This is a genomic window from Streptomyces decoyicus (assembly GCF_019880305.1).
Classification (GTDB): domain Bacteria; phylum Actinomycetota; class Actinomycetes; order Streptomycetales; family Streptomycetaceae; genus Streptomyces; species Streptomyces decoyicus.
The window spans coordinates 3,381,999-3,402,074 of record NZ_CP082301.1 but is presented as its reverse complement, the minus strand read 5'-3'; the positions used below and the strand labels follow the sequence as shown (position 1 = coordinate 3,402,074).

Annotated in this window: 19 protein-coding genes; 7 read left to right on the top strand and 12 right to left on the bottom strand. The window is 72.2% G+C overall.

Annotation, left to right across the window (positions count from 1 at the left end):
- Positions 1-41 precede the first annotated feature (41 nt).
- Positions 42-269 carry a DUF4287 domain-containing protein gene (locus K7C20_RS14820; protein WP_030088455.1) on the bottom strand — a complete coding sequence of 76 codons (228 nt, stop codon included), beginning with the start codon at positions 267-269 and terminating at the stop codon, positions 42-44.
- A 98-nt stretch (positions 270-367) separates the two neighbouring features.
- Between K7C20_RS14820 and K7C20_RS14815 the strand changes: the two genes are divergently transcribed.
- Positions 368-727, top strand: coding sequence for a hypothetical protein (locus tag K7C20_RS14815; protein ID WP_030088453.1), 360 nt, complete (start codon positions 368-370; stop codon positions 725-727).
- A 64-nt stretch (positions 728-791) separates the two neighbouring features.
- On the opposite strand, the gene K7C20_RS14810 is transcribed toward K7C20_RS14815, so the two are convergent.
- The 3 genes from K7C20_RS14810 to K7C20_RS14800 form a co-directional block, all read right to left on the bottom strand.
- Positions 792-1,745 carry a hypothetical protein gene (locus K7C20_RS14810; protein ID WP_053210028.1) on the bottom strand — a complete coding sequence of 318 codons (954 nt, stop codon included), beginning with the start codon at positions 1,743-1,745 and terminating at the stop codon, positions 792-794.
- A 763-nt stretch (positions 1,746-2,508) separates the two neighbouring features.
- A complete protein-coding gene (locus K7C20_RS14805) occupies positions 2,509-3,729 on the bottom strand; it encodes an acetyl-CoA C-acetyltransferase (protein WP_030088451.1) in 1,221 nt (406 codons plus the stop codon).
- 203 nt (positions 3,730-3,932) lie between these two features.
- Complete coding sequence (locus tag K7C20_RS14800) at positions 3,933-4,946, bottom strand: SGNH/GDSL hydrolase family protein (protein WP_053210027.1); 1,014 nt, start codon at positions 4,944-4,946, stop codon at positions 3,933-3,935.
- Between the two features lie 203 nt (positions 4,947-5,149).
- On the opposite strand from K7C20_RS14800, the gene K7C20_RS14795 reads away from it, so the two are divergent.
- A complete protein-coding gene (locus K7C20_RS14795; protein WP_030088447.1) occupies positions 5,150-6,538 on the top strand; it encodes a cystathionine beta-synthase in 1,389 nt (462 codons plus the stop codon).
- Positions 6,539-6,899: 361 nt separating this feature from the next.
- Here the strand turns inward: K7C20_RS14795 and K7C20_RS14790 are convergent, their stop codons facing one another.
- The 4 genes from K7C20_RS14790 to K7C20_RS14775 form a co-directional block, all read right to left on the bottom strand.
- A complete protein-coding gene (locus tag K7C20_RS14790; RefSeq protein ID WP_053210026.1) occupies positions 6,900-7,322 on the bottom strand; it encodes a hypothetical protein in 423 nt (140 codons plus the stop codon).
- Positions 7,323-7,363: 41 nt separating this feature from the next.
- On the bottom strand, positions 7,364-8,776 hold the full coding sequence (locus K7C20_RS14785; protein ID WP_053210025.1) for a purine-cytosine permease family protein: 1,413 nt from the start codon (positions 8,774-8,776) through the stop codon (positions 7,364-7,366).
- 167 nt (positions 8,777-8,943) lie between these two features.
- The gene (locus K7C20_RS14780) at positions 8,944-9,501 is read right to left on the bottom strand and encodes a cysteine dioxygenase (RefSeq protein ID WP_030088441.1); all 558 of its coding nucleotides are present in this window, start codon (positions 9,499-9,501) and stop codon (positions 8,944-8,946) included.
- The gene (locus K7C20_RS14775) at positions 9,498-10,415 is read right to left on the bottom strand and encodes an amidohydrolase family protein (protein WP_053210024.1); all 918 of its coding nucleotides are present in this window, start codon (positions 10,413-10,415) and stop codon (positions 9,498-9,500) included. The genes K7C20_RS14780 and K7C20_RS14775 overlap by 4 nt, the downstream gene beginning before the upstream one ends.
- A 243-nt stretch (positions 10,416-10,658) precedes the next feature.
- Between K7C20_RS14775 and K7C20_RS14770 the strand changes: the two genes are divergently transcribed.
- From K7C20_RS14770 to K7C20_RS14755, 4 genes are all read left to right on the top strand, one after another.
- Positions 10,659-11,696 carry a LacI family DNA-binding transcriptional regulator gene (locus K7C20_RS14770; protein ID WP_053210023.1) on the top strand — a complete coding sequence of 346 codons (1,038 nt, stop codon included), beginning with the start codon at positions 10,659-10,661 and terminating at the stop codon, positions 11,694-11,696.
- 237 nt (positions 11,697-11,933) lie between these two features.
- Complete coding sequence (locus K7C20_RS14765; protein WP_030088435.1) at positions 11,934-12,488, top strand: hypothetical protein; 555 nt, start codon at positions 11,934-11,936, stop codon at positions 12,486-12,488.
- A gap of 148 nt (positions 12,489-12,636) precedes the next feature.
- Positions 12,637-12,786, top strand: coding sequence for a hypothetical protein (locus tag K7C20_RS14760; RefSeq protein WP_160328762.1), 150 nt, complete (start codon positions 12,637-12,639; stop codon positions 12,784-12,786).
- A 232-nt stretch (positions 12,787-13,018) separates the two neighbouring features.
- On the top strand, positions 13,019-14,095 hold the full coding sequence (locus tag K7C20_RS14755) for a sigma-70 family RNA polymerase sigma factor (protein ID WP_245171641.1): 1,077 nt from the start codon (positions 13,019-13,021) through the stop codon (positions 14,093-14,095).
- A 146-nt stretch (positions 14,096-14,241) separates the two neighbouring features.
- Here the strand turns inward: K7C20_RS14755 and K7C20_RS14750 are convergent, their stop codons facing one another.
- Genes K7C20_RS14750 through K7C20_RS39685 form a run of 4 tightly spaced genes read right to left on the bottom strand, consistent with a single transcriptional unit; the run spans position 14,242 to position 17,852 of the window.
- Positions 14,242-15,168, bottom strand: coding sequence for an ABC transporter substrate-binding protein (locus K7C20_RS14750; RefSeq protein ID WP_030088431.1), 927 nt, complete (start codon positions 15,166-15,168; stop codon positions 14,242-14,244).
- 47 nt (positions 15,169-15,215) lie between these two features.
- Positions 15,216-15,887: an ABC transporter permease gene (locus K7C20_RS14745; protein WP_030088430.1), complete on the bottom strand. Its 672-nt coding sequence runs from the start codon at positions 15,885-15,887 to the stop codon at positions 15,216-15,218.
- Between the two features lie 7 nt (positions 15,888-15,894).
- Entirely contained in the window at positions 15,895-16,569 is a 675-nt protein-coding gene (locus tag K7C20_RS14740; protein ID WP_030088429.1) for an ABC transporter permease, read from the bottom strand.
- Positions 16,566-17,852 (bottom strand): ABC transporter ATP-binding protein, encoded by a 1,287-nt coding sequence (locus K7C20_RS39685; protein WP_053210022.1) that lies wholly within the window; start codon positions 17,850-17,852, stop codon positions 16,566-16,568. The genes K7C20_RS14740 and K7C20_RS39685 overlap by 4 nt, the downstream gene beginning before the upstream one ends.
- A gap of 185 nt (positions 17,853-18,037) precedes the next feature.
- Here K7C20_RS39685 and K7C20_RS14725 point away from each other — a divergent pair, with 185 nt between their 5' ends.
- Positions 18,038-19,522, top strand: coding sequence for an aromatic amino acid ammonia-lyase (locus tag K7C20_RS14725; RefSeq protein WP_053210021.1), 1,485 nt, complete (start codon positions 18,038-18,040; stop codon positions 19,520-19,522).
- Positions 19,523-20,076: the final 554 nt, after the last annotated feature.

Genomic DNA, 20,076 nt, shown 5'->3' with positions numbered 1-20,076 from the left:
AGAGTCCTGAGCCGGACCGGGGCGGAGCCCGTCACCCGGGATCAGAACTTGCGCGCGGCGCGCCTGAGATCGTGTTCATGGACGATTGCCTTGGCGTGCCCGTAGGCGAGGTTGTGCTCGCCGCGGAGCCAGCTGACCTTTTCGTCGAAGCGGAAGAGAGCGGGGCCTTCCTCAACGGTGCGGAGCCAGTCGGAGATTTCCCGGCCGGTGCAGTGCGGGATACGGGAGAGCATGTTCCGGTGGGTCTCTTCGGAGAAGAGCTGAGACATCGGCGCCTCCGGACGCGGTCGATGCTGGTACTTCAGCCCACCGTGCCTGAGCGTTCGGGCGTTGGCAACCACCCCGGGGTGGCGCATAGGCTCACGGCGTGCTTGACGTGACCCCCTTGCAGACCGCCGTTGACGCCCTCGCCGACCGCCTCCGATCGCTGCCGCAGAGCAGGCTCGACCAAGGTGCCGCAGCGGAAGCACTCGCGCTGGCGCGGCAGTTGGCGACCCGGGCGCAGCTGATCGAGCGGCCACAGGAGCCCCCGTACGAGCTACCGGACGCCGGAATGTTCGCGGCCGGTGACCAGCTCGCGGTGGCCGGACACGATCTCGTCGAGGCGCTGCGGGCCGCGGCGGTGCGGATGGCCGACGGAGCGGGGGATTCTGACGCGAAAGTGGCCCCCGCCGAAGAACTGGCGGAGGCCGTGCGATGCGTCGGGGCGGTGGCGGCGCGCTGCTAGAGCCTGTCGTCGTGCGCCCGTCAGGGGTTACGGGACAGCCCTGGGGGCTTGCCGCCGCGCCGGGTCAGAGCGAGGCGATCACGCGGTCGGCGAGGATGTAGACGCTCTCCTCGCGGCTCTCACCCCAGGCGAAGGTCAGCGCATACGCACCGGAGATACCGGAGCCGCCCAGCAGCACGGGGGCGTGCCCCGCGTGCAGTGCGCCGGCCACGCGCTCCGCGGTCTCGCGCTGCCCGGGGGTCAGGCAGAGCGTGGTGCCGTCGGTGAAGACATAGACGTCGAGCGTGCCCAGCGGGCCGGGGCGTACGTCCGCGAGCGGGGTCGCCTGCTGCGCCAGCTCCTCCAGGCGCGCCACGGTGCGCTCGTGATCACTGATCACCGGGGGCGGGGAGAAGTCGGGGTGCGAGGGGTGGCGCCGGCGCGCGGCGGCCAGTTCGGCGGACTCGGTCTCCTCGACGGGCTCCAACTCCGGCGCGTCCAGGGCGTCCATGGACTCCAGCGCGTCCATCGCCTCCATGGCGTCCGAGCCGAGCAGCGGCTCCAGTCCGGCCAGGTCGGCCTGACGGGGCAGGAACGGCTGGATGTCGAGCCGGTCGGGCTCCTGGCGCTCGGGCAGCTCGCGGTCGGCACGGGCGTCCAGCAGGCCCTCGTCGCCGAGGCCGACCAGGCCGCCCAGCAGCGACGGGGCGTCTGCGGCGTCCCTGGCCTCCTGCGCGGCCCAGAAGGCGCGGGCCTCGGCCAGTTCGCGCTCCCGCTCCTCGGCCAGGGCGTCGGCGACGGCGGCGCGTATATCGGCGAGCGGGGTCTCGGCGGCCGGGGTGGGGCGGGCGGCCGGGATGGTCGCGAGGGCCGGGTGCACCGCCTCGGCGTCCGCGACGGCGTCCTGACGGGCAGCGGTGAGCTCGGCGTGCAGCTCGGCGATCTGGCGGCGCAGAGCGCGGGCGGTGTGCAGGGCGGCGACGCCCAGTGCCACGGCGACGGCCGCGGCACTCAGCAGGACGACAGTGGTGACGCTCATGCCGAAACCTCTCTTCGTTCGGTCTCGCATGCGCGAGACGCGCGCTGCTCGATGACCCTCCCCCGGCTTTCGGCCGGGGGCACCCCCATGCGGCGCTCGCTCATGCGTCCTCCCCACTTCGCTCGGCGGCCCTCTTCGCGCGGGCCGCGCACAGGTACGCGGACTTCCCCCGGCCTTCGGGCGGGGCGACCCCCCTGACGCACTCACTCACGGGATCACTCCTGGTAGCGGCTCACTCACCGGCGTACTCCCGTTAGCAGAATGTTCTCCGACTTCCTACATCAGCCTGCCGGTCCTCGGCGACCGCTCCCGGTGCGCTATGTCCCGAAAAGGAGGGGGTGCAGGGCCCCGTGCGTTCGTGTGACCCCATGCTGACCTGCAAGAACGCCTCTCCCTCAGGGCGTTGGTCACAATCCTGGGGGAGATTGGGTCGCGATCTCGTTAACGAGTGACGCAGGTCACGCCGTGTCGCCGCCGGTATCCGCACGACAGCGAAGGGTGTGCGCCCGGCGGGAGTTGGTCCGTTTTGTCGCGCTCCCCTTCGAGCCACCGGAGGGTGGCGGACGGGCTGAGCTTCGCCCCCGGTGGGGGACACGGCAGGGGCCGGGGCGCTCATTCTCGAGCCCCGGCCCCTACTCTCCGCTACGTCGCGGCTCAGCTCAGCTCAGCCGCTCGTGCTTGTGGTCGCGCTGGGCTTCGCTTCCGCTGCGGGCAGGTGCCGGGCACTCGTACCTCGCACCCGACCCCTACCCTCCGCTCCAGCTCAGCTCAGCCGCTCGATGACCATCGCCATGCCCTGGCCGCCACCCACGCACATCGTCTCCAGGCCGAACTGCTTGTCGTGCCACTGGAGGGAGTTGATGAGGGTGGTGGTGATGCGGGCGCCGGTCATGCCGAAGGGGTGGCCGACGGCGATGGCGCCGCCGTTGACGTTCAGGCGGTCCAGGTCGATGCCCAAGTCGCGGTAGGACGGGATCACCTGGGCGGCGAACGCCTCGTTGATCTCGACCAGGTCGATGTCGGAGACCGAGAGGCCGGCCCGCCGCAGCGCCTGCTTGCTGGCCTCGACCGGGCCGTAGCCCATGATCTCGGGCGACAGGCCGGAGACGCCGGTGGAGACGATCCGGGCCAGCGGGGTCAGGCCCAGCTCGCGCGCCTTGGTGTCGGACATGATGACCAGCGCCGCGGCGCCGTCGTTCAGCGGGCAGCAGTTGCCGGCGGTCACCAGGCCGTCGGGGCGGAAGACCGGCTTGAGGCCGGAGACGCCCTCGACGGTGACGCCGGCGCGCGGGCCGTCGTCCTTGGAGACGACCGTGCCGTCGGGCAGCGTGACCGGGGTGATCTCCCGCTCCCAGAAACCGTCGTTGATCGCCTTCTCGGCGAGGTTCTGGGACCGCACGCCGAACTCGTCCATGTCCTGGCGGGTGACGCCCTTGAGGCGGGCGAGGTTCTCCGCGGTCTGGCCCATGGAGATGTACGCGTCCGGGATCAGGCCGTCCTCGCGCGGGTCGTGCCAGTCGGCGCCCTCCTGCTCGGCGCGCGCCGCGGTACGGGCCTCGGCGTCGGCGAAGAGCGGGTTGTGGGTGTCCGGCAGGCCGTCGGAGCTGCCCTTGACGCTGCGGGAGACGGTCTCGACGCCGGCCGAGATGAAGACGTCGCCCTCACCGGCCTTGATGGCGTGCAGCGCCATCCGGGTCGTCTGGAGCGAGGAGGAACAGTAACGGGTGATGGTGCAGCCCGGGAGGTGGTCCATCCCCATCTGGACGGCCACGATGCGGCCGAGGTTGTGGCCCTGCTCGCCACCGGGGAGGCCGCAGCCCAGCATCAGGTCGTCGATGTCCCTGGGGTCCAGCTCGGGGACCTTGGCGAGGGCGGTCTCGATGATCTTCGCGGTCAGGTCGTCCGGTCGCAGATCCTTGAGCGAGCCCTTGAAGGCGCGGCCGATCGGGGAGCGGGCGGCTGAGACGATCACGGCTTCGGGCATCACACGGCTCCAAGTGCGCGGGAAAACGGCGGACTGTGAGGGAAGTTACCTGCACGTAGTGCTGAGGTCACGGGGTCCGCGCTGTGATGCGGGCCTCTTTTCTAAGCGGGCGCTTATGGGAACGGGCAGGAGCCGCACGGTATTCCCGTACGGCTCCTCCCCGTTCGTTCCGTGCCGCCCGGGGCACGCCCGGTGGCCGCCCGTCAGCGCGTGACCGACGAGGGGTCCGTCGGCTCCGGCGCCGGCAGCTGGCGGCGCCTGCGGTGCTTGAGCAGCGCCCAGGGCGCCCGGGAGGCGGTGACCTCCGTGCCGCCCTCGGAGGCCGCCTCGGCGGCCGCCTGCTCGACCGGCAGCAGTCCCTCGCCGCGGGCGGGCTCCGGCTGCTCCTTCTCCGGCCACAGGCCGAGCGAGGCGCACAGCGTCGGCAGGACGGCCATCGCGGCGGTGGCGTAGCCCTCGGCCGACGGGTGGTAGTTGTCCGGCCCGAACAGCTCCCGGGGATGTGCCTCGAATTCGGGGCCGAGCAGATCGCCGAGCGAGACCGTACGGCCGCCGCTCTCGACCACCCCGATGGTCTGGGCGGCGGCGAGCTGCCGGGAGAGCCGCCGGGCCACCCAGCGCAGCGGCTGGTAGACCGGCTCGATGGTGCCCAGATCCGGGCAGGTGCCGACGACCACCTCGCAGCCTGCCGCGCGCAGTCTGCGCACCGCCTCGGAGAGATGGCGCACGGACTGGGCCGGCGGCATCCGGTGGGTGACATCGTTCGCGCCGATCATGATGACGCACACGTCCGGGGTCTGGCTGCCGTCCGCGAGTATCAGCTCCACCTGGCGCTCCAGGTCGTCCGACTGTGCGCCGGGCAGTGCCACATTGCGGAAGTCGACGGGCAGCTCGGAGAGCGCGGCCAGGCCGGAGGCGAGCAGCGCGCCGGGGGTCTGGCGGGCGCGGTGGACGCCCTGGCCCGCCGCGGTGGAGTCGCCGAGGAAGCCGAGCCGCAGCGGCGGTCGGTCGGTGCGGTGATCGAAGGCGGCGCCGTAGCGGCCGTCGGCGCACGGCGGAATGTCGCTGGAGCCGCCGACCGTGCGGCGTGCCAGCCGGACCTCGGTCAGCAGTACCCCGACCGTGGCCACACCGAGCAGTCCGATCCCGCCGCCGCCGAAAGCGGCGGCGGTCGCGATCCGCCGCGCCACTCTGGCCCTGGACATCGTCATCGGCATGGGCCGGGCTCCTCCCCGCGCAGTGCGGGCGCGCCCTGGGCCCGCTGCGGGCCGGACGCGCTCGTGAATCGGCAAGAACTCCTACAACAGGGTGTTGCCCGTTCCTGCACGGAACGCAACTCATCCCTCCTCTAACGGACCCGGGCAATAGGCTGGCCGCACGGGCGCAGGAGAGCGTGCCGCCCCCTACCGCGGAGATCACCGTGCAGTTTTACGATTCGATGATTGAGCTAGTCGGCAACACCCCGCTCGTGCGGCTCAACAACGTCACTCGAGGAATCCAGGCCACCGTCCTGGCGAAGGTCGAGTACTTCAACCCCGGCGGATCGGTCAAGGACCGGATCGCCGTGCGGATGATCGAGGCCGCCGAGCAGTCGGGTGAGCTCCAGCCGGGCGGCACCATCGTCGAGCCGACATCCGGCAACACCGGTGTGGGCCTGGCGATCGTGGCCCAGCAAAAGGGTTACAAGTGCATCTTCGTCTGCCCGGACAAGGTGTCCACGGACAAGATCAATGTGCTGCGGGCCTACGGCGCCGAGGTGGTGGTCTGCCCGACCGCCGTGGATCCCGAGCACCCGGACTCCTACTACAACGTCTCGGACCGCCTGGTGCGCGAGACGCCCGGTGCGTGGAAGCCGGACCAGTACAGCAACCCGAACAATCCGCGCTCCCACTACGAGACGACCGGTCCCGAGCTGTGGGCGCAGACGGACGGGCGGATCACCCACTTCGTGACGGGCGTCGGCACCGGCGGCACGATCAGCGGCACCGGCCGCTATCTGAAGGACGCCAGTGACGGCAAGGTCAGGGTCATCGGCGCCGACCCGGAGGGCTCCGTCTACAGCGGCGGCTCCGGGCGCCCGTATCTGATCGAGGGCGTCGGTGAGGACTTCTGGCCGACGGCCTACGACCGCACCGTCGCGGACGAGATCGTGGCGGTCTCGGACAAGGACGCCTTCCAGATGACCCGGCGGCTCGCCAAGGAGGAGGGCCTGCTGGTCGGCGGCTCCTGCGGAATGGCCGTGGTGGGTGCGCTGGAGGTCGCCTCGAAGCTCGGGCCGGACGATGTGGTCGTCGTGCTGCTGCCGGACAGCGGCCGTGGCTATCTGTCCAAGATCTTCAACGACGAGTGGATGGCCGACTACGGCTTCCTCGAGGAGGGCGGCCCGGCGGCCCGCGTCGGCGAGGTGCTCCAGCACAAGGAGGGCGCGCTGCCCTCGCTGGTGCACATGCACCCGGAGGAGACCGTCGGCGAGGCGATCGACGTGCTGCGCGAGTACGGCGTCTCGCAGATGCCGATCGTCAAGCCGGGCGCCGGGCACCCGGACGTGATGGCCGCGGAGGTCGTCGGCTCGGTCGTCGAGCGCGAACTGCTCGATGCGCTGTTCACCCAGCGGGCCTCGCTGACCGACCCGCTGGAGAAGCACATGTGCCCGCCGCTGCCGCAGGTGGGCTCGGGCGAGCCGGTCGCCGACCTGATGGCGGTCCTGGAGAACGCGGACGCGGCGATCGTCCTCGTCGAGGGCAAGCCGAAGGGCGTGGTGAGCCGACAGGACCTGCTGGCCTACCTGGCGCGCGAGGCCGGCAAGTAGCAACGGCCCCGGCGGCCGGGGCAGGGGCAGCCGCTGCCCCGCCCCGGCCGCCGCCCGTTTCCGCACCCTTCGGGGCGTCAAGTGGCCGTCAGGAAACGGCCCGTCGACGCAAGGTGTACGTATGCGTCATGTGCGCGCAGCACGGGCTTAACACGCGGCGGGCACAGTGTTGTCACGGCGATAAGGACCTCCGGAGCGGCTCCCGGACCTCCACGATCGCCACCGGATGCGACGACCGGCTCTGACCCGGTACGCGTCCCTTGCGGGGACCGCCGTCGTCCCGCCCCTGGCTACGGCCGGGGTGCGGCGGTCCCCGCACATCCGGCTCCCGCCGGCGCCTTCAGTCCCTGCCGGTCCCTTGTCAGTCCCCTGAGTCCGCTGCGCCGTCGCGGCGCTCCGTGCGCGGGCGCAGCAGCTTGTGCGGGCCCCTGGCCTGTACGGCGTTGACGCCGACGATCCCGGCCCAGCACATCAGCAGCCCCGGCTGCCCCGCCTGGCTCACCGCGATCGCGGACAGCGGGACGGCCAGCACCAGCGAGAGAGCGGCGAGCCCGAACCGTTCCCAGACCTCCTTGCCGCCGCCCCCGGGGCGCGGCGGCCGGGCGCCGCGGGCCACCTGGAGCTGCTGCTCGGCGAGTTGCCGCCGTACCCGCTGGTCGACGCTCCGGTCCAGCTTCTCCAGGAAGGACTCCAGGAGCTCCGACTCGTACTCCGGGCCCAGCTCTTTGCGCGTCTGGAGGGTCGCGTCGAGTTCTTTGCGCAGGTCGGGGTCGTGCGTCGCCATGCGGCCGAGCGTACGGCCGCCGGGCGGGCGGCGCGGTAGGGCTAGCCCCCCAATTCGGCGGGCGCCTGGTCCTCGTGGGGCGCTGCCGGCTCCGCCGTGCGCGCGGTGTCGCGGCGGGCGGTCACCCAGTACAGGACGGCCGGCACGGCGAGCCCGACGAGCCAGGAGATGTCGGCGCCGCCGAGCGGTGCCACCAGCGGGCCGGTGAAGAAGTGCGTGGCCAGGAACGGGAGCTGGGCGAGCACCCCGAGGACGTAGACCGTCAGTGCCCGCACGTTCCAGGCGCCGTAGCGGCCGGCGGGGTCGCTCAGCGCCGGGATGTCGTAGCGCTCCTTGGAGATCAGGTAGTAGTCGACGAGGTTGATCGCCGACCAGGGCGTGAAGAAGGTCAGCAGGAACAGCAGGAAGTCCTTGAAGGACGTCAGGAAGGAGTCCTTGCCCAGGAGGGCGACGGCGGTGCCGGCCAGCATGATTCCGGCGATGTACGCGGAGCGGCCGCGCGGGCTGAGGGTGCGCTGCCCCCGGAACCCGCTGACGCTGGTGACCAGCGACATGAACCCGCCATAGGTGTTGAGGATGTTGATGGTGAGCTTGCCGAGGGCGATGGCGAAGTAGAGGAACGAGGCGATCACCCCGGCGCCGCCGAGGCCGACGATATAGCTGACCTCGTGCCCCACGAACGCGGCGGGCGCCGCGGCGGCCGCCAGCGCGCCGAACGTCATCGACCATTGCGAGCCGAGCACCGAACCGGACAGCGTCCACCAGAACGTGGCGCGCGCCGAGGTGTGCCGCGGGAGGTAGCGCGAGTAGTCGGCGACGTACGGGCCGAACGCCAGCTGCCAGGAGGCGGAGAGCGAGACGGCGAGCAGGAAGACCGGCAGCCCGAAGCGGTGGTCGGCCAGGAGCGTGCCGAGGTCGGCGCGCTCCAGCAGCCGGAAGCCGAGGTAGACGAAGGCCAGTGCGCAGACCAGGCCGGCGATCTTGCCGAGGGTGTGGATCAGGCGGTAGCCGACGGCCGCGGCGACCGCGGTGACCGCGGCGAAGAGGACGATCCCGGGGGTCTCGCCGAGGTGCGTCAGCTCCCCGACCGCCTGCCCGGCCAGCACGCTGCCGCTGGCGAAGAACCCGATGTACATCACGATGACCAGCGCCAGCGGGACCACCGCGCCGCGCACCCCGAACTGCGCCCGCGAGGTGATCATCTGCGGCAGGCCGAGCCGCGGCCCCTGGGCGGAGTGCAGTGCCATCACCGCACCGCCCAGCAGGTTGCCGAGCAGCAGCCCGATCAGCGACCAGAAGGCGTTCGCCCCGAAGACGACGGCCAGCGCGCCGGTGATGACGGCGGTGATCTGGAGGTTGGCGCCCAGCCAGAGCGTGAACTGGCTGACCGCGCTGCCGTGCCGTTCGTCGTCGGGGACGACGTCGATGGAGCGCCGTTCGACCACACCTGCCATGAGTCCGCCTCGCGTCGCGCCTGTATGGATTCATGCAGGATCGATGGCGGTGAATGGAAGGTCAATAGGCAGGGGTGAAATTCGTGGTCACGGGTGCCCGGCCGCGGACGGCCGCGCCCCCAGTGGTGAAGCGGCCCGGGGCCCGCGGTCCCGGGCCGCACGGCCGTTCAGGCCGCGGTCGCCCCGTCCATCGGCCGCAGCTCATCCGCGTACGAGACCGAGACCCGCCGCATCAGCCCGTCCCCGGTGATGTCGTACTGGCCCAGCCGCCACAGCGGCGGTGAGTACGCATGCACCGACACCGCATCGTCACTCGCGCCGGTGAGCCGGTGGATGTGGTCCGGGCCGAAGGAGAAGGAGGAGCCCTTGCCGACCGCGGTGGCCAGGTGCTCGCCGCCGATGCGGGGGTTGGACTCGGTCAGGACGCCCTGGACGACATGGACCGCTCCGGAGGAGATGTCGTGATCGTGCCAGCCGGTGTCGTTCTGCCGGGTCCAGCACAGCAGCCAGACATCGACGAACTCGTCGCGGTGCAGGGAGGCGTAGTGGCGCTCGGTGTCGGAGAACGCGACCTGTTCGCGCCAGAGGTCCGGGCGGATGGCGAGCTGGTCGACCAGCGCCTGGAGCTCGCGCTTGTCGAGGTTGCGCTCGGGCAGTGCGGTGAACGGCTCCTCGCCGTCGGGGACCTCGCGGGCGGTGTCGGCCAGGGAGGTGCGGTACGTCATGGGCGGGCTCCTTTCGTCGGGCCCAGCAGGCGGGCCGGGTTGGCGGTACGCAGGGCGTGGACGGCGGCCTGCGCGCCGAGGTCGGGGATGACGGGGTCGGCATAGGGGCGGTCGCTGCCGCTGACGACGACATCGATGCCGGTGGCCCGGACGAGCGCATCGACCGCACGGGTCCCGTAGGAGGACGTCTCGTAGAACGCCTTGCAGTCCACCCGGCCCCGGTCCCGGCCGCCGCCGCGGGCGACCAGCCGCTCGCCGTGCAGTGGCGCCAGTCCGGCCAGGGCCGCGAAGCAGACCCGCAGATCCGGGTGGCGCGGCCGGCCGAAGGCGCGGAAGGCGAACCAGGAGGCGTGCAGCTGCTGGAGGTAGGGGACCAGGGCGGGCCACCAGGCGGGCGCGTCCCCGTCGGCGGACGGCGCCGGGCCGGGGTGGATGAACAGCGGTGCGTCCTGCTCGGCGGCCGCGTCCAGCAGCGGGGCGCAGCGCGCCCACCCGGCGGCGTCGAGCAGCGCGGTGGCGGGGAGCTGGAGCCCCACGCAGCCGCGGGCCAGCTCGCGCCGCAGCGCCTCGGCGTCCGGCTCGGGTGCGGAGAGGCAGACCGAGGCCCAGACGCCGAAGGGGGCGGGCAGGTCCAGTGCGCCGTCGTGGAACGCGGCGAGCAGGGGGGCGGCCTGGGCGGGCGGCAGATATTCGATGCCGAGCGGGCTGGAGAGCGACACCAGGGCCAGATCGAGGCCGTCGGCGCGCGCGAGCCGGGCGCGGGCCGCGATGTCGTGGTCGGCGGGGTCGACGGCGTACGGGGGCTCGCCCGGCAGGTGCAGCGTCCAGCCGTCCAGCCGCGGCGGCGCACTGCGCGACCGCAGCAGCGCGACGAACTCGGGCGGCCAGATGTGCTGGTGGACGTCGGTGGGCACGGGCCTCCCTCGGGGCGCGGGGCGGTGGTGCGGACGGCACACGGACAGCACGCGGACCGCGGGGTCCGACACCTTGAACCGCTTCACTTAACCGCTTAACTGATGCGTTTAAGTGAAGCGGTTAACAGCAGGTGCTGTCAAGGCCGTGCCGGAGCTGCCGGGCCATTGCCCCCACCGGGAGCGCCGCCTCGGGACCTCCGCATCGTGGCCGGGCGCCGCCCCCTCCTTGGGTAGGCTTCCGGCATGGCCAGGCCCAATAAGCGCACCACCCTCCGCGAGGTGGCCGAGGCCACCGGCCTCTCCACTGCAGCCGTCTCCTACGCGTTGCGCGGCAAGCACGTCTCCAAGGAAACCGAGGAGCGGGTGCGCAAGGCCGCCGCCGACCTCGGCTACGAGGCCGACCCGATTGCCCGCGCCCTCGCCAGCGGCCGTACGAGCACCGTCGGGGTGCTCGCCGGTGATCTCCAGGACCTGTGGCAGCAGCAGCTGATGGCGGCGATAGGGCGCGAGCTGCTGGCCGGCGACCGCTATGCGCTGATCCTCGACGCGGGCGGCGACCCCGAACGCGAGCTGTCCCTCGCCAAGCAACTGCGCGACCAGCGCGTGGACGGCCTCCTGGTCTCACCCGTCGATCCGTCCGCCGAGGGCTGGTCGAAGATCGCCGATGCCGTGCCGGTGGTCTCCATCGGCGACGCCCTGAGCCGGGCCCGTACGGCGGGCGAGGTGCTCTTCGACAACCGGGCCGGCATCGACGCCGTCCTGGACTACCTCCGCGGGCTGGGCCACCGCCGGGTCACCGTGCTGACCCCCACCGGCCCCTCCACCCCCGACCGCCCCGCCGACGTCTATGTCCGCGAGGCCGCCGACCGGCTCGGTATCGAGGTCGAAGTCCTGCCTTGCCCGCAGGAGTTGGACGCGGCGACCGCGATGGCCCGCCGGGTCCTGGCCAACAGCCCGGACGGCCGCCGTCCGGCCGGGCTCGCCCCGCCCACCGCCGTCTTCTGCTTCTCCGACTCCATCGCCTACGGCGTTTACGCGGCAGCCGCCGAGGCCTCCCTCACCGTCGGCCGTGACCTCTCCGTCGTCGGCTTCGACGACCACCCCGTCTCCCGGGTCCTCACCCCGCCCCTGACCTCCGTCGACTGGGGCCTGGCGGCCATCGCCAAGGAAGCCGCCCGCCTCGCCGTCGCCGCCATCGAGGGCCGCCGGGTCCGCCGCAAACGCATCCTGTGCGCCCCGCGCCTCTCGGAGCGCGGGTCGGCGGTGGCCCCGCGGGAGTGAGGCGGCGGGGGCGGCGTCGGCGCCACGGGAGTGACGTCGTGGGAGCGGCGCTGTGGGAGCGGCGCCGGCGGCCCGATGGCCTTTGTGCGCGGCGCTCGTGGCGGGCCGTCAGATCAGCGGCCCGTTCAACTTCCCCGAAAACGGCACCGTTTACCGGGAAATTGCCCGCCATGGATCTTGCATTTGCGACGTGCCTCCTAGGCTGATCATGAACTTGATCCACACGGGGAACGGGGAATGATGAAGTTCCGGAAGACCGCCGCGACCGCGTTGACCGCGCTGGCTTTTGCGGGGGTGGCAGGGCCCGCCTCCGCGGACAGTGCGCTGCATTCCGCGAAGCCGGTGAGCGCCGCGAAAGGCGTCAAGCTGAAGTCGCTCCACTCGCCGGACGGCAAAACGCTGAAGGCCACGCTGTCCGTGCCCGCCGGTTACCACTTCACCGTCGCGGGCAAGAAGCTGACGCTGGTCGGGCCCGGCCATCGGACGGTGGGCCGGCTGGGCACCGCGGTCAAACTCAAGAACGGCAAAACGGCGCACGTCAGCTACCGCGCCAAGGGCGCCACGGTCACCGTGCGGGCGACCCGTAGTTTCCGGCAGCTCGGTGTCTCCGCGCGGGGCATGGCGGCCGAGAGTTACTCGCAGTGCGCCAACGACAAAATCCGGGACTATGTGGTCTCCGGCGGGATAGGCGGATGTATCGCCGGCGCCGAGACCGGGTGTGCCCCGGGTGCCACGGCCGGGGCTTTCGGAGGCCTGGTCTCCGGTGCGGTGCTCTCGCTCTCCGATTGCTGACGGTGGCCGGGCGACGCGGGAAAGCGATGACGAAGACGCATGAGCAGGACGCGCGGCGAGAAAGCAATGACGAGGAACCAATGGCGAGGAAGCAGTGGCGAGGAAGCAGTGATGGGCGGGAAATGATGGGCAGGAAATGAGAAAGGCAATGATCGCCGGAATTCTCGCGGTCGTGGTCGTCTTTGCGCTCACGCACACCGTGTTCTCCGGTTTGACGGAACCCGTCCGGCTCCTGGTGAGTGCCCTGGCCGGTGCGGTCGTCGGAGGAGCGCTGCGCGGCGTGCAGCTGCGCAGATGACCTGAGACGTGGGACGGGCCGGGGCGGCGGAGCCCCGGCCCGTCCCACGTGCCGTGTGCCGTTTCCCGGCCCCGGTCCCCGGCTGCAAAGCCCCGTGCCGAGGAGCAGACTGGGTGCCGGATGCTCCGGTAGCGTCGGGCGCGTGTGACGGTGGTCGGCCGACGGGCGGATGGGCGGGTCCTCGATGAAACGGTCCTCGACGAAACGGCCCTCGACGGGCGAAACCGCGGCGGTGGACGAAAGCACGGCGGCGGACGGTGCCGGGCGGGGCGCCCCGCAGGGGGAGCCGGCGGACCGGCTGGAGGCCCACCGTACCGAGCTGACCGGCTACTGCTACCGGATGCTGGGCTCGGCCTTCGAAGCCGAGGACGCCGTGCAGGAGACGATGGTGCGGGCCTGGCGGAGCTACGACCGGTTCGAGGGGCGGGCGTCCCTGCGGTCCTGGCTGTACCGGATCGCCACGAATGTCTGTCTGGACCTGCTCAAGGGCAGCCGGCGCCGGGCCCGGCCGATGGATCTCGCCTCTCCGTCGAGCGTGGACACCCCGGTCGGCACGGGACTGCCCGAGGCGACCTGGATCGGGCCCGTACCGGACCAGCGGGTGCTGGCGTCCGCGGAGGACCCGGCGGAGACCGCCGTCGCCCGGGAGTCGATCCGGCTCGCGTTCATCGCCGCGCTCCAGCGGCTGGCGCCCCGGCAGCGGGCGGTGCTGATCCTGCGGGAGGTGCTCAGCTGGTCGGCGAGCGAGGTCGCCGAGCTGCTGGGGAGCTCGGTCGCCTCGGTCAACAGCGCGCTCCAGCGGGCCCGCGCCACCCTCGCCGCGTCCGGCGAGACCGCCGACGAACCGCCGCGGCCCCTGGACGACGCACAGCAGGCGCTGCTCCAGCGCTATGTCGAGGCCTTCGAACGGTTCGACATGGACGCGCTCACGGCCCTGCTGCACGAGGACTCCACGCTGTCCATGCCGCCGTACGAGCTGTGGCTGCGCGGCCGCGACGACATCCTGAAGTGGCTGTTGGGGCCGGGCTGCGGCTGTGAGGGGTCGCATCTGGTGCCGGTCACGGCGAACGGCCGGCCGGCGTTCGGGCAGTACCGCGCCGACGGTGAGCCCTGGGCGGTCCAGGTCATCGAGACGGCGGACGGCCGGATCACCGCGCTCCAGTCGTTCCTGGACACCGAGCGGCTGTTCCCGCTGTTCGGACTGCCGCTCCGCTACGGAGGACCGGTCATGGAGGGGGCGACGGACGGGGCGGTGGCGTCCCCGGGGGAGGGGCGGCCGGCAGGATCTCGGCCAGCCCCGTCACCGTGAGCAGCAGGCCCAGCCCCTCCGGTACGTGACACAACCGGATGCCGTGCCCCAGCCGCCGGGCGGTGAGCTGGAGGCGGAGCAGGGCCTCGACGGTGGTGAGGCCGGGGGCGTCGAGGCCCGTACGTCGCACCGCTCCTGCCCCCGTCTCAGCCCAGCTTGTGCTTCTTCAGCCAGGCGTCGGCCACCCGGTCCGGGTCCTGCTTCTCCTTGTCCACGAGGCGGTTGAGCTCGGTGAGGTGGGAGGTGGTGAGGGTGTTGCCCAGACGGGCGAGGGCCTTGCGGACCTTGGAGTCGGCCTTGCGGGCGGCGATCAGCGGCACGATGTGCTGGGCGGGGATGAGGTGCTGGGGGTCCTGGAGCAGGATCCAGCCGTTCTCCGCGGTGTCGACGTCGGTGGTGAAGACATTGGCGATATCGATGTCGCCCTTCTTCAGCGCGCCCTTGACCAGCGGCCCGGACGAGTCCAGCGCCTTGAACTCCTTGAATTCCACGCCGTACTGGTCCTTGAGACCGACGACCCCGACGACCCGCTTCTTCATCTCGGCGGCCGCGCCGAACACCAGCTTCCCGTTGGCCTTGCGCAGGTCGGAGAGCGTCTTGAGGCCGTAGCGGTCGGCGGTCGCGCGGGTCACGGCGAAGCTGTCGCGGTCCTCGGCGGCCGCGTACGGGAGGACTTCGAGGCCGTCGGGGAGGACCGTGGCCAGCGCGTTCTGCATCGCGCCCGCCTCGGTCTCGGTGGCCTTCTTGTCGAGGTAGAGCAGCAGGCTGCCCTGGTACTCGGGGAGCAGGTCGATATCGCCGGAGCGCAGTGCGGGGACCACGATCTCGCGGGAGCCGAGGTTCGGCTTGACGGTGGTCTTGACCCCGGCGGCGTTCAGCACGCCCGCGTAGAGGTAGCCGAGGATCTGGTTCTCGGTGAAGTTGGCGGTGCCGATGACCAGTCCGCCGCTACTGCTGCCGCTGTCGCCGCCGGCGCCGTCCCCCTTGAGGGAGGTGATGCCGGAGGAACAGGCGGCCAGCAGCGGGGCCGAGGCGCCGGCGAGCAGAGTGGTCAAGGCGGTACGACGGTTCATGGGCGGGGCTCCTAGGGACGTACGGAGAGGGCGGGGGCGGCAGGTGCTCAGCGGGCGGTGGCCGGGCGGCCGCGGAACAGCAGCCGGGTGAGGCCGCCCAGGGCCAGGTCGGCGGCGACGGCGAGCACGGCGACCAGGGCCGCACCGCCGAGGACCTGCACCAGGTCGCGCTGCGCCAGCCCGTCGAAGACATAGCGGCCCAGCCCGCCGAAGCTGACATAGGCGGCGATGGTGGCGGTGGCAACGACCTGCACGGTCGCCAGCCGTACGCCGGTCATGATCAGCGGGAGCGCGAGCGGCAGTTCGACCTGCCAGAGGACCTGCCGGCCGCGCAGCCCCACGCCCTTGGCGGCGTCCTTGACCTCGGGGTCGACGGCGGCCATCCCCGCGTACGTATTGGTGATGATCACGGGCACGGCGAGCGCCACCAGCGACACATACACCGGCCACACGCTCAGCCCGCCCGCGAGGAACACCAGGGTCACCAGGCCGACGGTGGGCAGCGCCCGGCCGAAGGAGGAGAGGTTGACGGCGAGGAAGGCGCCGCGGCCGGTGTGCCCGATGAGCAGGCCGATGGGCAGCGCGATCACGGCCGCGGCGAGGGTGGCGAGCACCGAGTACTCCAGGTGCTCCAGGACGCGGGCGGCGATGCCCTCGGGACCGGACCACTGGGCCGGGCTGGTCAGCCAGGAGAGGAGGTTCTTCAGGAGTTCGAGCATCGGCGCGTCACGCTGCCTTCCGCCACAGAGAGGTGCGCTGCCGGGGGGTACCGCGCCGCCAGGGGGTGCACAGCCACTGAACGGTCACCAGCAGCGCGTCGGCGACCAGGGCGAGCAGCAGGGTCAGGGCCACACCGGCGATGACCGGGGTGGGGAAGTTGCGCTGGAAGCCGTCGGTGAAGAGCTGGCCGAGGCCGCCGTATCCGATGTAACTCGCCACACTGACCAGGGAGATGGACATGACGGTGGCGACCCGTATGCCCGCCATGATCACCGGGAGGGCGAGCGGCAGCTCGACGGTGAGCAGGGTCCGCAGCGGCTTGGTCCCCATCGCCTTCGACGCCTCACGGGCCTTGACCGGGACCGCGTCCAGGCCCTCGACGGTGTTCCGCACCAGCACGACCAGCGTGTATGCGGTCAGACCGACGATCGCCGTGGTGCGGGTGAGACCGGTGACCGGCAGGAGGAGGACGAAGAAGGCGAGGGAGGGGATGGTGTAGAGGATGTTGGACGCGCCGAGGATGAAGCCGCGCAGCGGCCGTACCCGGTGGGCGAGGACCGCCAGCGGCAGCGCGATCAGCAGCCCGAGGAGGACGGCGGGCACGGCGGTGGCGAGGTGGTCCGCGGTCAGCCGGGCCATCTGATCGGCGTGGTCGGGGAACCAGCCCCATTCGACGGTCATGCGGGGCGCTCCGTCGCGGAGGCGGTCTTACGGGGCGCGGGGCCCCCGGCGGCGTCCCCGTTTGCGTCCCCGTTTGCGTCCTCGGAACCGGGCGTCTCGGAACCGGGCGTCTCGGAACCGGGCGTCTCGGAACCGGGCGTCTCGGAACCGGGCGTCTCGGGGTCGGTGTCCCCGGCGGCCGCCGCCCGGCCCGCCTCCGCATGGCTGCGGCCCGCCCGGTCGTGGATGGCGTCACGGGAGGTGAGGCCCGCCAGCAGCCCGTCCGCGGTGACGCGGGCGATGGCGGCGGCGGGGGAGGAGACCGCCTCGTTGAGCGCCGAGAGCAGCGAATCGGTGTCGCGCAGCGGCCGTACGGCCTCCAGGGGTGCCTCGCCGGCCGTCCCGCCGGCGGGCAGCGCATCGGTGTCCAGCCACCCCAGCGGCTCCCCGCGCGGGGAGGTCACCAGGCGCCAGCGGTCGCCGTTGCGGGATATCTTGCCGACCGGCTCGTCCGCGCGTATCACCTGGCCGGGCGCGTACGGAACGTCCGCCAGGGTGGTGAGCGAGAGCAGCTTGAGCCCGCGCTCGGCGCCCAGGAAGTCGGCGACGAAGTCATCGGCGGGGCGGGCCAGCAGCTCGGCGGGCTCGGCGCACTGGACGAGCCGGCCGCCGGTGCGGAAGACCGCGATCCGGTCGCCCAGCCGGACCGCCTCGTCGATGTCGTGGGTCACGAAGACGACGGTCTTGCGCAGTTCCTCCTGGAGCCGCAGCAGCTCGTTCTGGAGCTGGGCGCGGACGACCGGGTCGACCGCGCCGAAGGGCTCGTCCATCAGCAGGACGGGCGGGTCGGCGGCGAGTGCGCGGGCGACGCCGACGCGCTGCTGCTGGCCGCCGGAGAGCTGGTGCGGATAGCGCTTGCCCGAGTCGGCGGGCAGGCCGACCAGCTCCAGCAGCTCGGCGGCGCGGGCGCGGGCCTTGCGCTTGCCCCAGCCCAGGAGCAGGGGGACCGTCGCGATGTTGTCCAGGATCGTACGGTGAGGGAAGAGACCGGACTGCTGGATCACATAACCGATACCGCGGCGCAGCTCTGCGGCGTCCGCCTCCAGGATGTCGTGGCCGCCGACGCTGATCGTGCCGGACGTCGGCTCGACCATGCGGTTGACCATCCGCAGGGTGGTGGTCTTGCCGCAGCCCGACGAGCCGACGAGGACGGTGACACCGCCCTCAGGGAGGTCAAGGGACAGCTCGTCCACGGCGGTGGTGCCATTCGGGTATCGCTTGCTGACTGCGTCGAACTTGATCATCCGCTGCCCCTTGCCCGGCCTGCATAGTGTCATGCAGAGTCTTAGGCACGTGAATAGAAGTCAATAGGCAGAAGTAAATCGTCCGTTACATCGCCTGTTACTTCGGCTCACCGTACGGAACGAGGTGTCGGACTTCCGTCCACAAAGCGCGTTATAAGAGGGAGTTGAGCCCCTTGGTTTCTCACATGCTGGACAACGGTCCCCGCACCGGCCGGCGCATCACACTCGACGGCACCGGTCTGCACACCGACGGCATCGCCGCCCTCGCGGAGCGCACCGCCCACCCCACGGCCCCCGACCCCAAGGCCTTCGCCCGCGCCGAGGAATCCTGGGAGACCGCCCGCCGCCTCGCCGCCACCGGCCGGGTCTACGGGCGCAGCACCGGCGTCGGCGCCAACCGTACGGAGGACGTCGGGGCCGCCGACGCCGACCACGGACTGCGGCTGCTGCGCAGCCACGCCGGCGCGATCGGCGACCCGCTGCCCGCCCGCGAGGTCCGCGCCATGCTCGCCGTACGCGCCAACCAGCTGCTGGCCGGCGGCGCCGGCCTCAACCCCGCCGTCATCACCTCCCTCCTCGAAGCGCTGGACGCCGGCGCCCACCCCGTCGTCAACGAACACGGCGCCGTCGGCACCGGAGACCTGGCCGCCCTCGCCCAGACCGGCCTCGCGCTGGCCGGCGAACACCCCTGGCACTGTGCGCCGGGCGGCCGGGCCCCCGCCCCCATCGCCCTCGACAACAACGACGCCCTCGCCCTGATCAGCAGCAACGCCCTCACCCTCGGACAGTCCGCGCTCGCCCTCGACGAACTGCGCCGGCTCCTGGCCGCCTCCCTCCCCGTCGCCGCGCTCTCCCTCCTCGCGGTCGGCGGTTCGTACGAGCCCTTCGCCGAGCCGGTGATGCTCGCCCGCCCGCACCCCGGCTCCGCGGCCGCCGCCACCCGGCTGCGCACCCTCTCCGGCGTCCCGCCCCGACCGGCCCCGCCCCTCGGCCGCATCCAGGACCCGTACGGCTTCCGCTGCATCCCGCAGATCCACGGCCCGGCACTGGACGCCGCCGACACCCTCGACGAGGTGCTGACGGTCGAGGTGAACGCCGCCGCCGAGAACCCCCTGATCAGCATCGAGGACCAGGCCGCCTACCACCACGGCAACTTCTACGCCGCGCATGCCGTGCTCGCCCTGGACACCTTCCGGCTGGCGGTGCTCCAGACCGCCCGGCTGTCCACCGCCCGGCTCGCCGCGCTCTCCGAGCCCGACTTCACCCGGCTGCGGCCCTTCCTCGGCGACGCGGCGCCCGCCAGCTCCGGCGTGATGATCCTCGAATACGCGGCCGGTGCGGCGCTCGGCGAGATGCGCGCGGTCTCCCACCCGGCCTCGCTCGGCCACGCCGTGCTCTCCCGCGGGGTCGAGGAACAGGCCAGCTTCGCCTCCCTCGGCGCCCGCCAGACCCTGCGGTCCTGCACGTACTACCGCCAGATCCTCGCCTGCGAACTGGTCGCCGCCATACGGGCGTTGCGGATGCGCTCCCTGGAACCCGACCCCGGCCTCCCCCTCGCCACCGCCTACGCCCTCGCCGCCGACGCCCTCGACCCGCGGATGGAGGACCGCCCGCTGACCGACGACGTGGCGGTGGCATCGGGGCTGCTGGACGGGCTGGCGGAGCTGTGAGGGGCGGGTTGTTCGCGTACGGCGGCCGGGAGGCAGGGCGATGCTGTGCGGTTTCGGGCGGCGGGGTGATGCTGTGCGGCTCCGGCTCCGGCTCCGGCTCCGGGCGGCGGGGCGTTCCCGCGTGGTCGCGGGGGCGGGGGGCGGGGTGATCGCGTACGGCCGGATCGTGGCGCGTATCCCGGGCCGGACCGGGCCAGGAATTCCGTACAGTCGGTCGACACAGGACAAGGCCCCCGACCGGGCCGGGAAGAAGAGGCGATGAGCGGGGACGGGGACAACGGCAACGACGCCGGCGGCACGGCCGGCGACGAGCCGAGGGACATCGGCGGCGGGCACGGCATCGGTGGTCCGCACGATGGCGGTGGCGGGCACGACGGTGGTGTGACGGGCGGCGGTGTGACGGACGGAGACGTGGCGGACGAGGAGGCCCAGGGCAGGGTTGGCGCGGCACGGGGCGTGCAGACCGGCCCGGAGGCTGCCGCTGCCGCGGAGAGGGGCGCCGCTGCCGCGGAGACCGGCACCACCGCCGCGGAGACCGGCACCGCCGCCCGCCT

What these genes read in the sequence shown, in the direction of transcription:
- K7C20_RS14820 (WP_030088455.1), bottom strand. Translation starts at nt 269, where the DNA reads ATGTCTCAGCTCTTCTCCGAAGAGACCCACCGGAACATGCTCTCCCGT.
- K7C20_RS14810 (WP_053210028.1), bottom strand. Translation starts at nt 1,745, where the DNA reads ATGAGCGTCACCACTGTCGTCCTGCTGAGTGCCGCGGCCGTCGCCGTG.
- K7C20_RS14805 (WP_030088451.1), bottom strand. Translation starts at nt 3,729, where the DNA reads ATGCCCGAAGCCGTGATCGTCTCAGCCGCCCGCTCCCCGATCGGCCGC.
- K7C20_RS14800 (WP_053210027.1), bottom strand. Translation starts at nt 4,946, where the DNA reads ATGCCGATGACGATGTCCAGGGCCAGAGTGGCGCGGCGGATCGCGACC.
- K7C20_RS14790 (WP_053210026.1), bottom strand. Translation starts at nt 7,322, where the DNA reads ATGGCGACGCACGACCCCGACCTGCGCAAAGAACTCGACGCGACCCTC.
- K7C20_RS14785 (WP_053210025.1), bottom strand. Translation starts at nt 8,776, where the DNA reads ATGGCAGGTGTGGTCGAACGGCGCTCCATCGACGTCGTCCCCGACGAC.
- K7C20_RS14780 (WP_030088441.1), bottom strand. Translation starts at nt 9,501, where the DNA reads ATGACGTACCGCACCTCCCTGGCCGACACCGCCCGCGAGGTCCCCGAC.
- K7C20_RS14770 (WP_053210023.1), top strand. Translation starts at nt 10,659, where the DNA reads ATGGCCAGGCCCAATAAGCGCACCACCCTCCGCGAGGTGGCCGAGGCC.
- K7C20_RS14765 (WP_030088435.1), top strand. Translation starts at nt 11,934, where the DNA reads ATGATGAAGTTCCGGAAGACCGCCGCGACCGCGTTGACCGCGCTGGCT.
- K7C20_RS14760 (WP_160328762.1), top strand. Translation starts at nt 12,637, where the DNA reads ATGATCGCCGGAATTCTCGCGGTCGTGGTCGTCTTTGCGCTCACGCAC.
- K7C20_RS14750 (WP_030088431.1), bottom strand. Translation starts at nt 15,168, where the DNA reads ATGAACCGTCGTACCGCCTTGACCACTCTGCTCGCCGGCGCCTCGGCC.
- K7C20_RS14745 (WP_030088430.1), bottom strand. Translation starts at nt 15,887, where the DNA reads ATGCTCGAACTCCTGAAGAACCTCCTCTCCTGGCTGACCAGCCCGGCC.
- K7C20_RS14740 (WP_030088429.1), bottom strand. Translation starts at nt 16,569, where the DNA reads ATGACCGTCGAATGGGGCTGGTTCCCCGACCACGCCGATCAGATGGCC.
- K7C20_RS39685 (WP_053210022.1), bottom strand. Translation starts at nt 17,852, where the DNA reads ATGATCAAGTTCGACGCAGTCAGCAAGCGATACCCGAATGGCACCACC.
- K7C20_RS14725 (WP_053210021.1), top strand. Translation starts at nt 18,038, where the DNA reads ATGCTGGACAACGGTCCCCGCACCGGCCGGCGCATCACACTCGACGGC.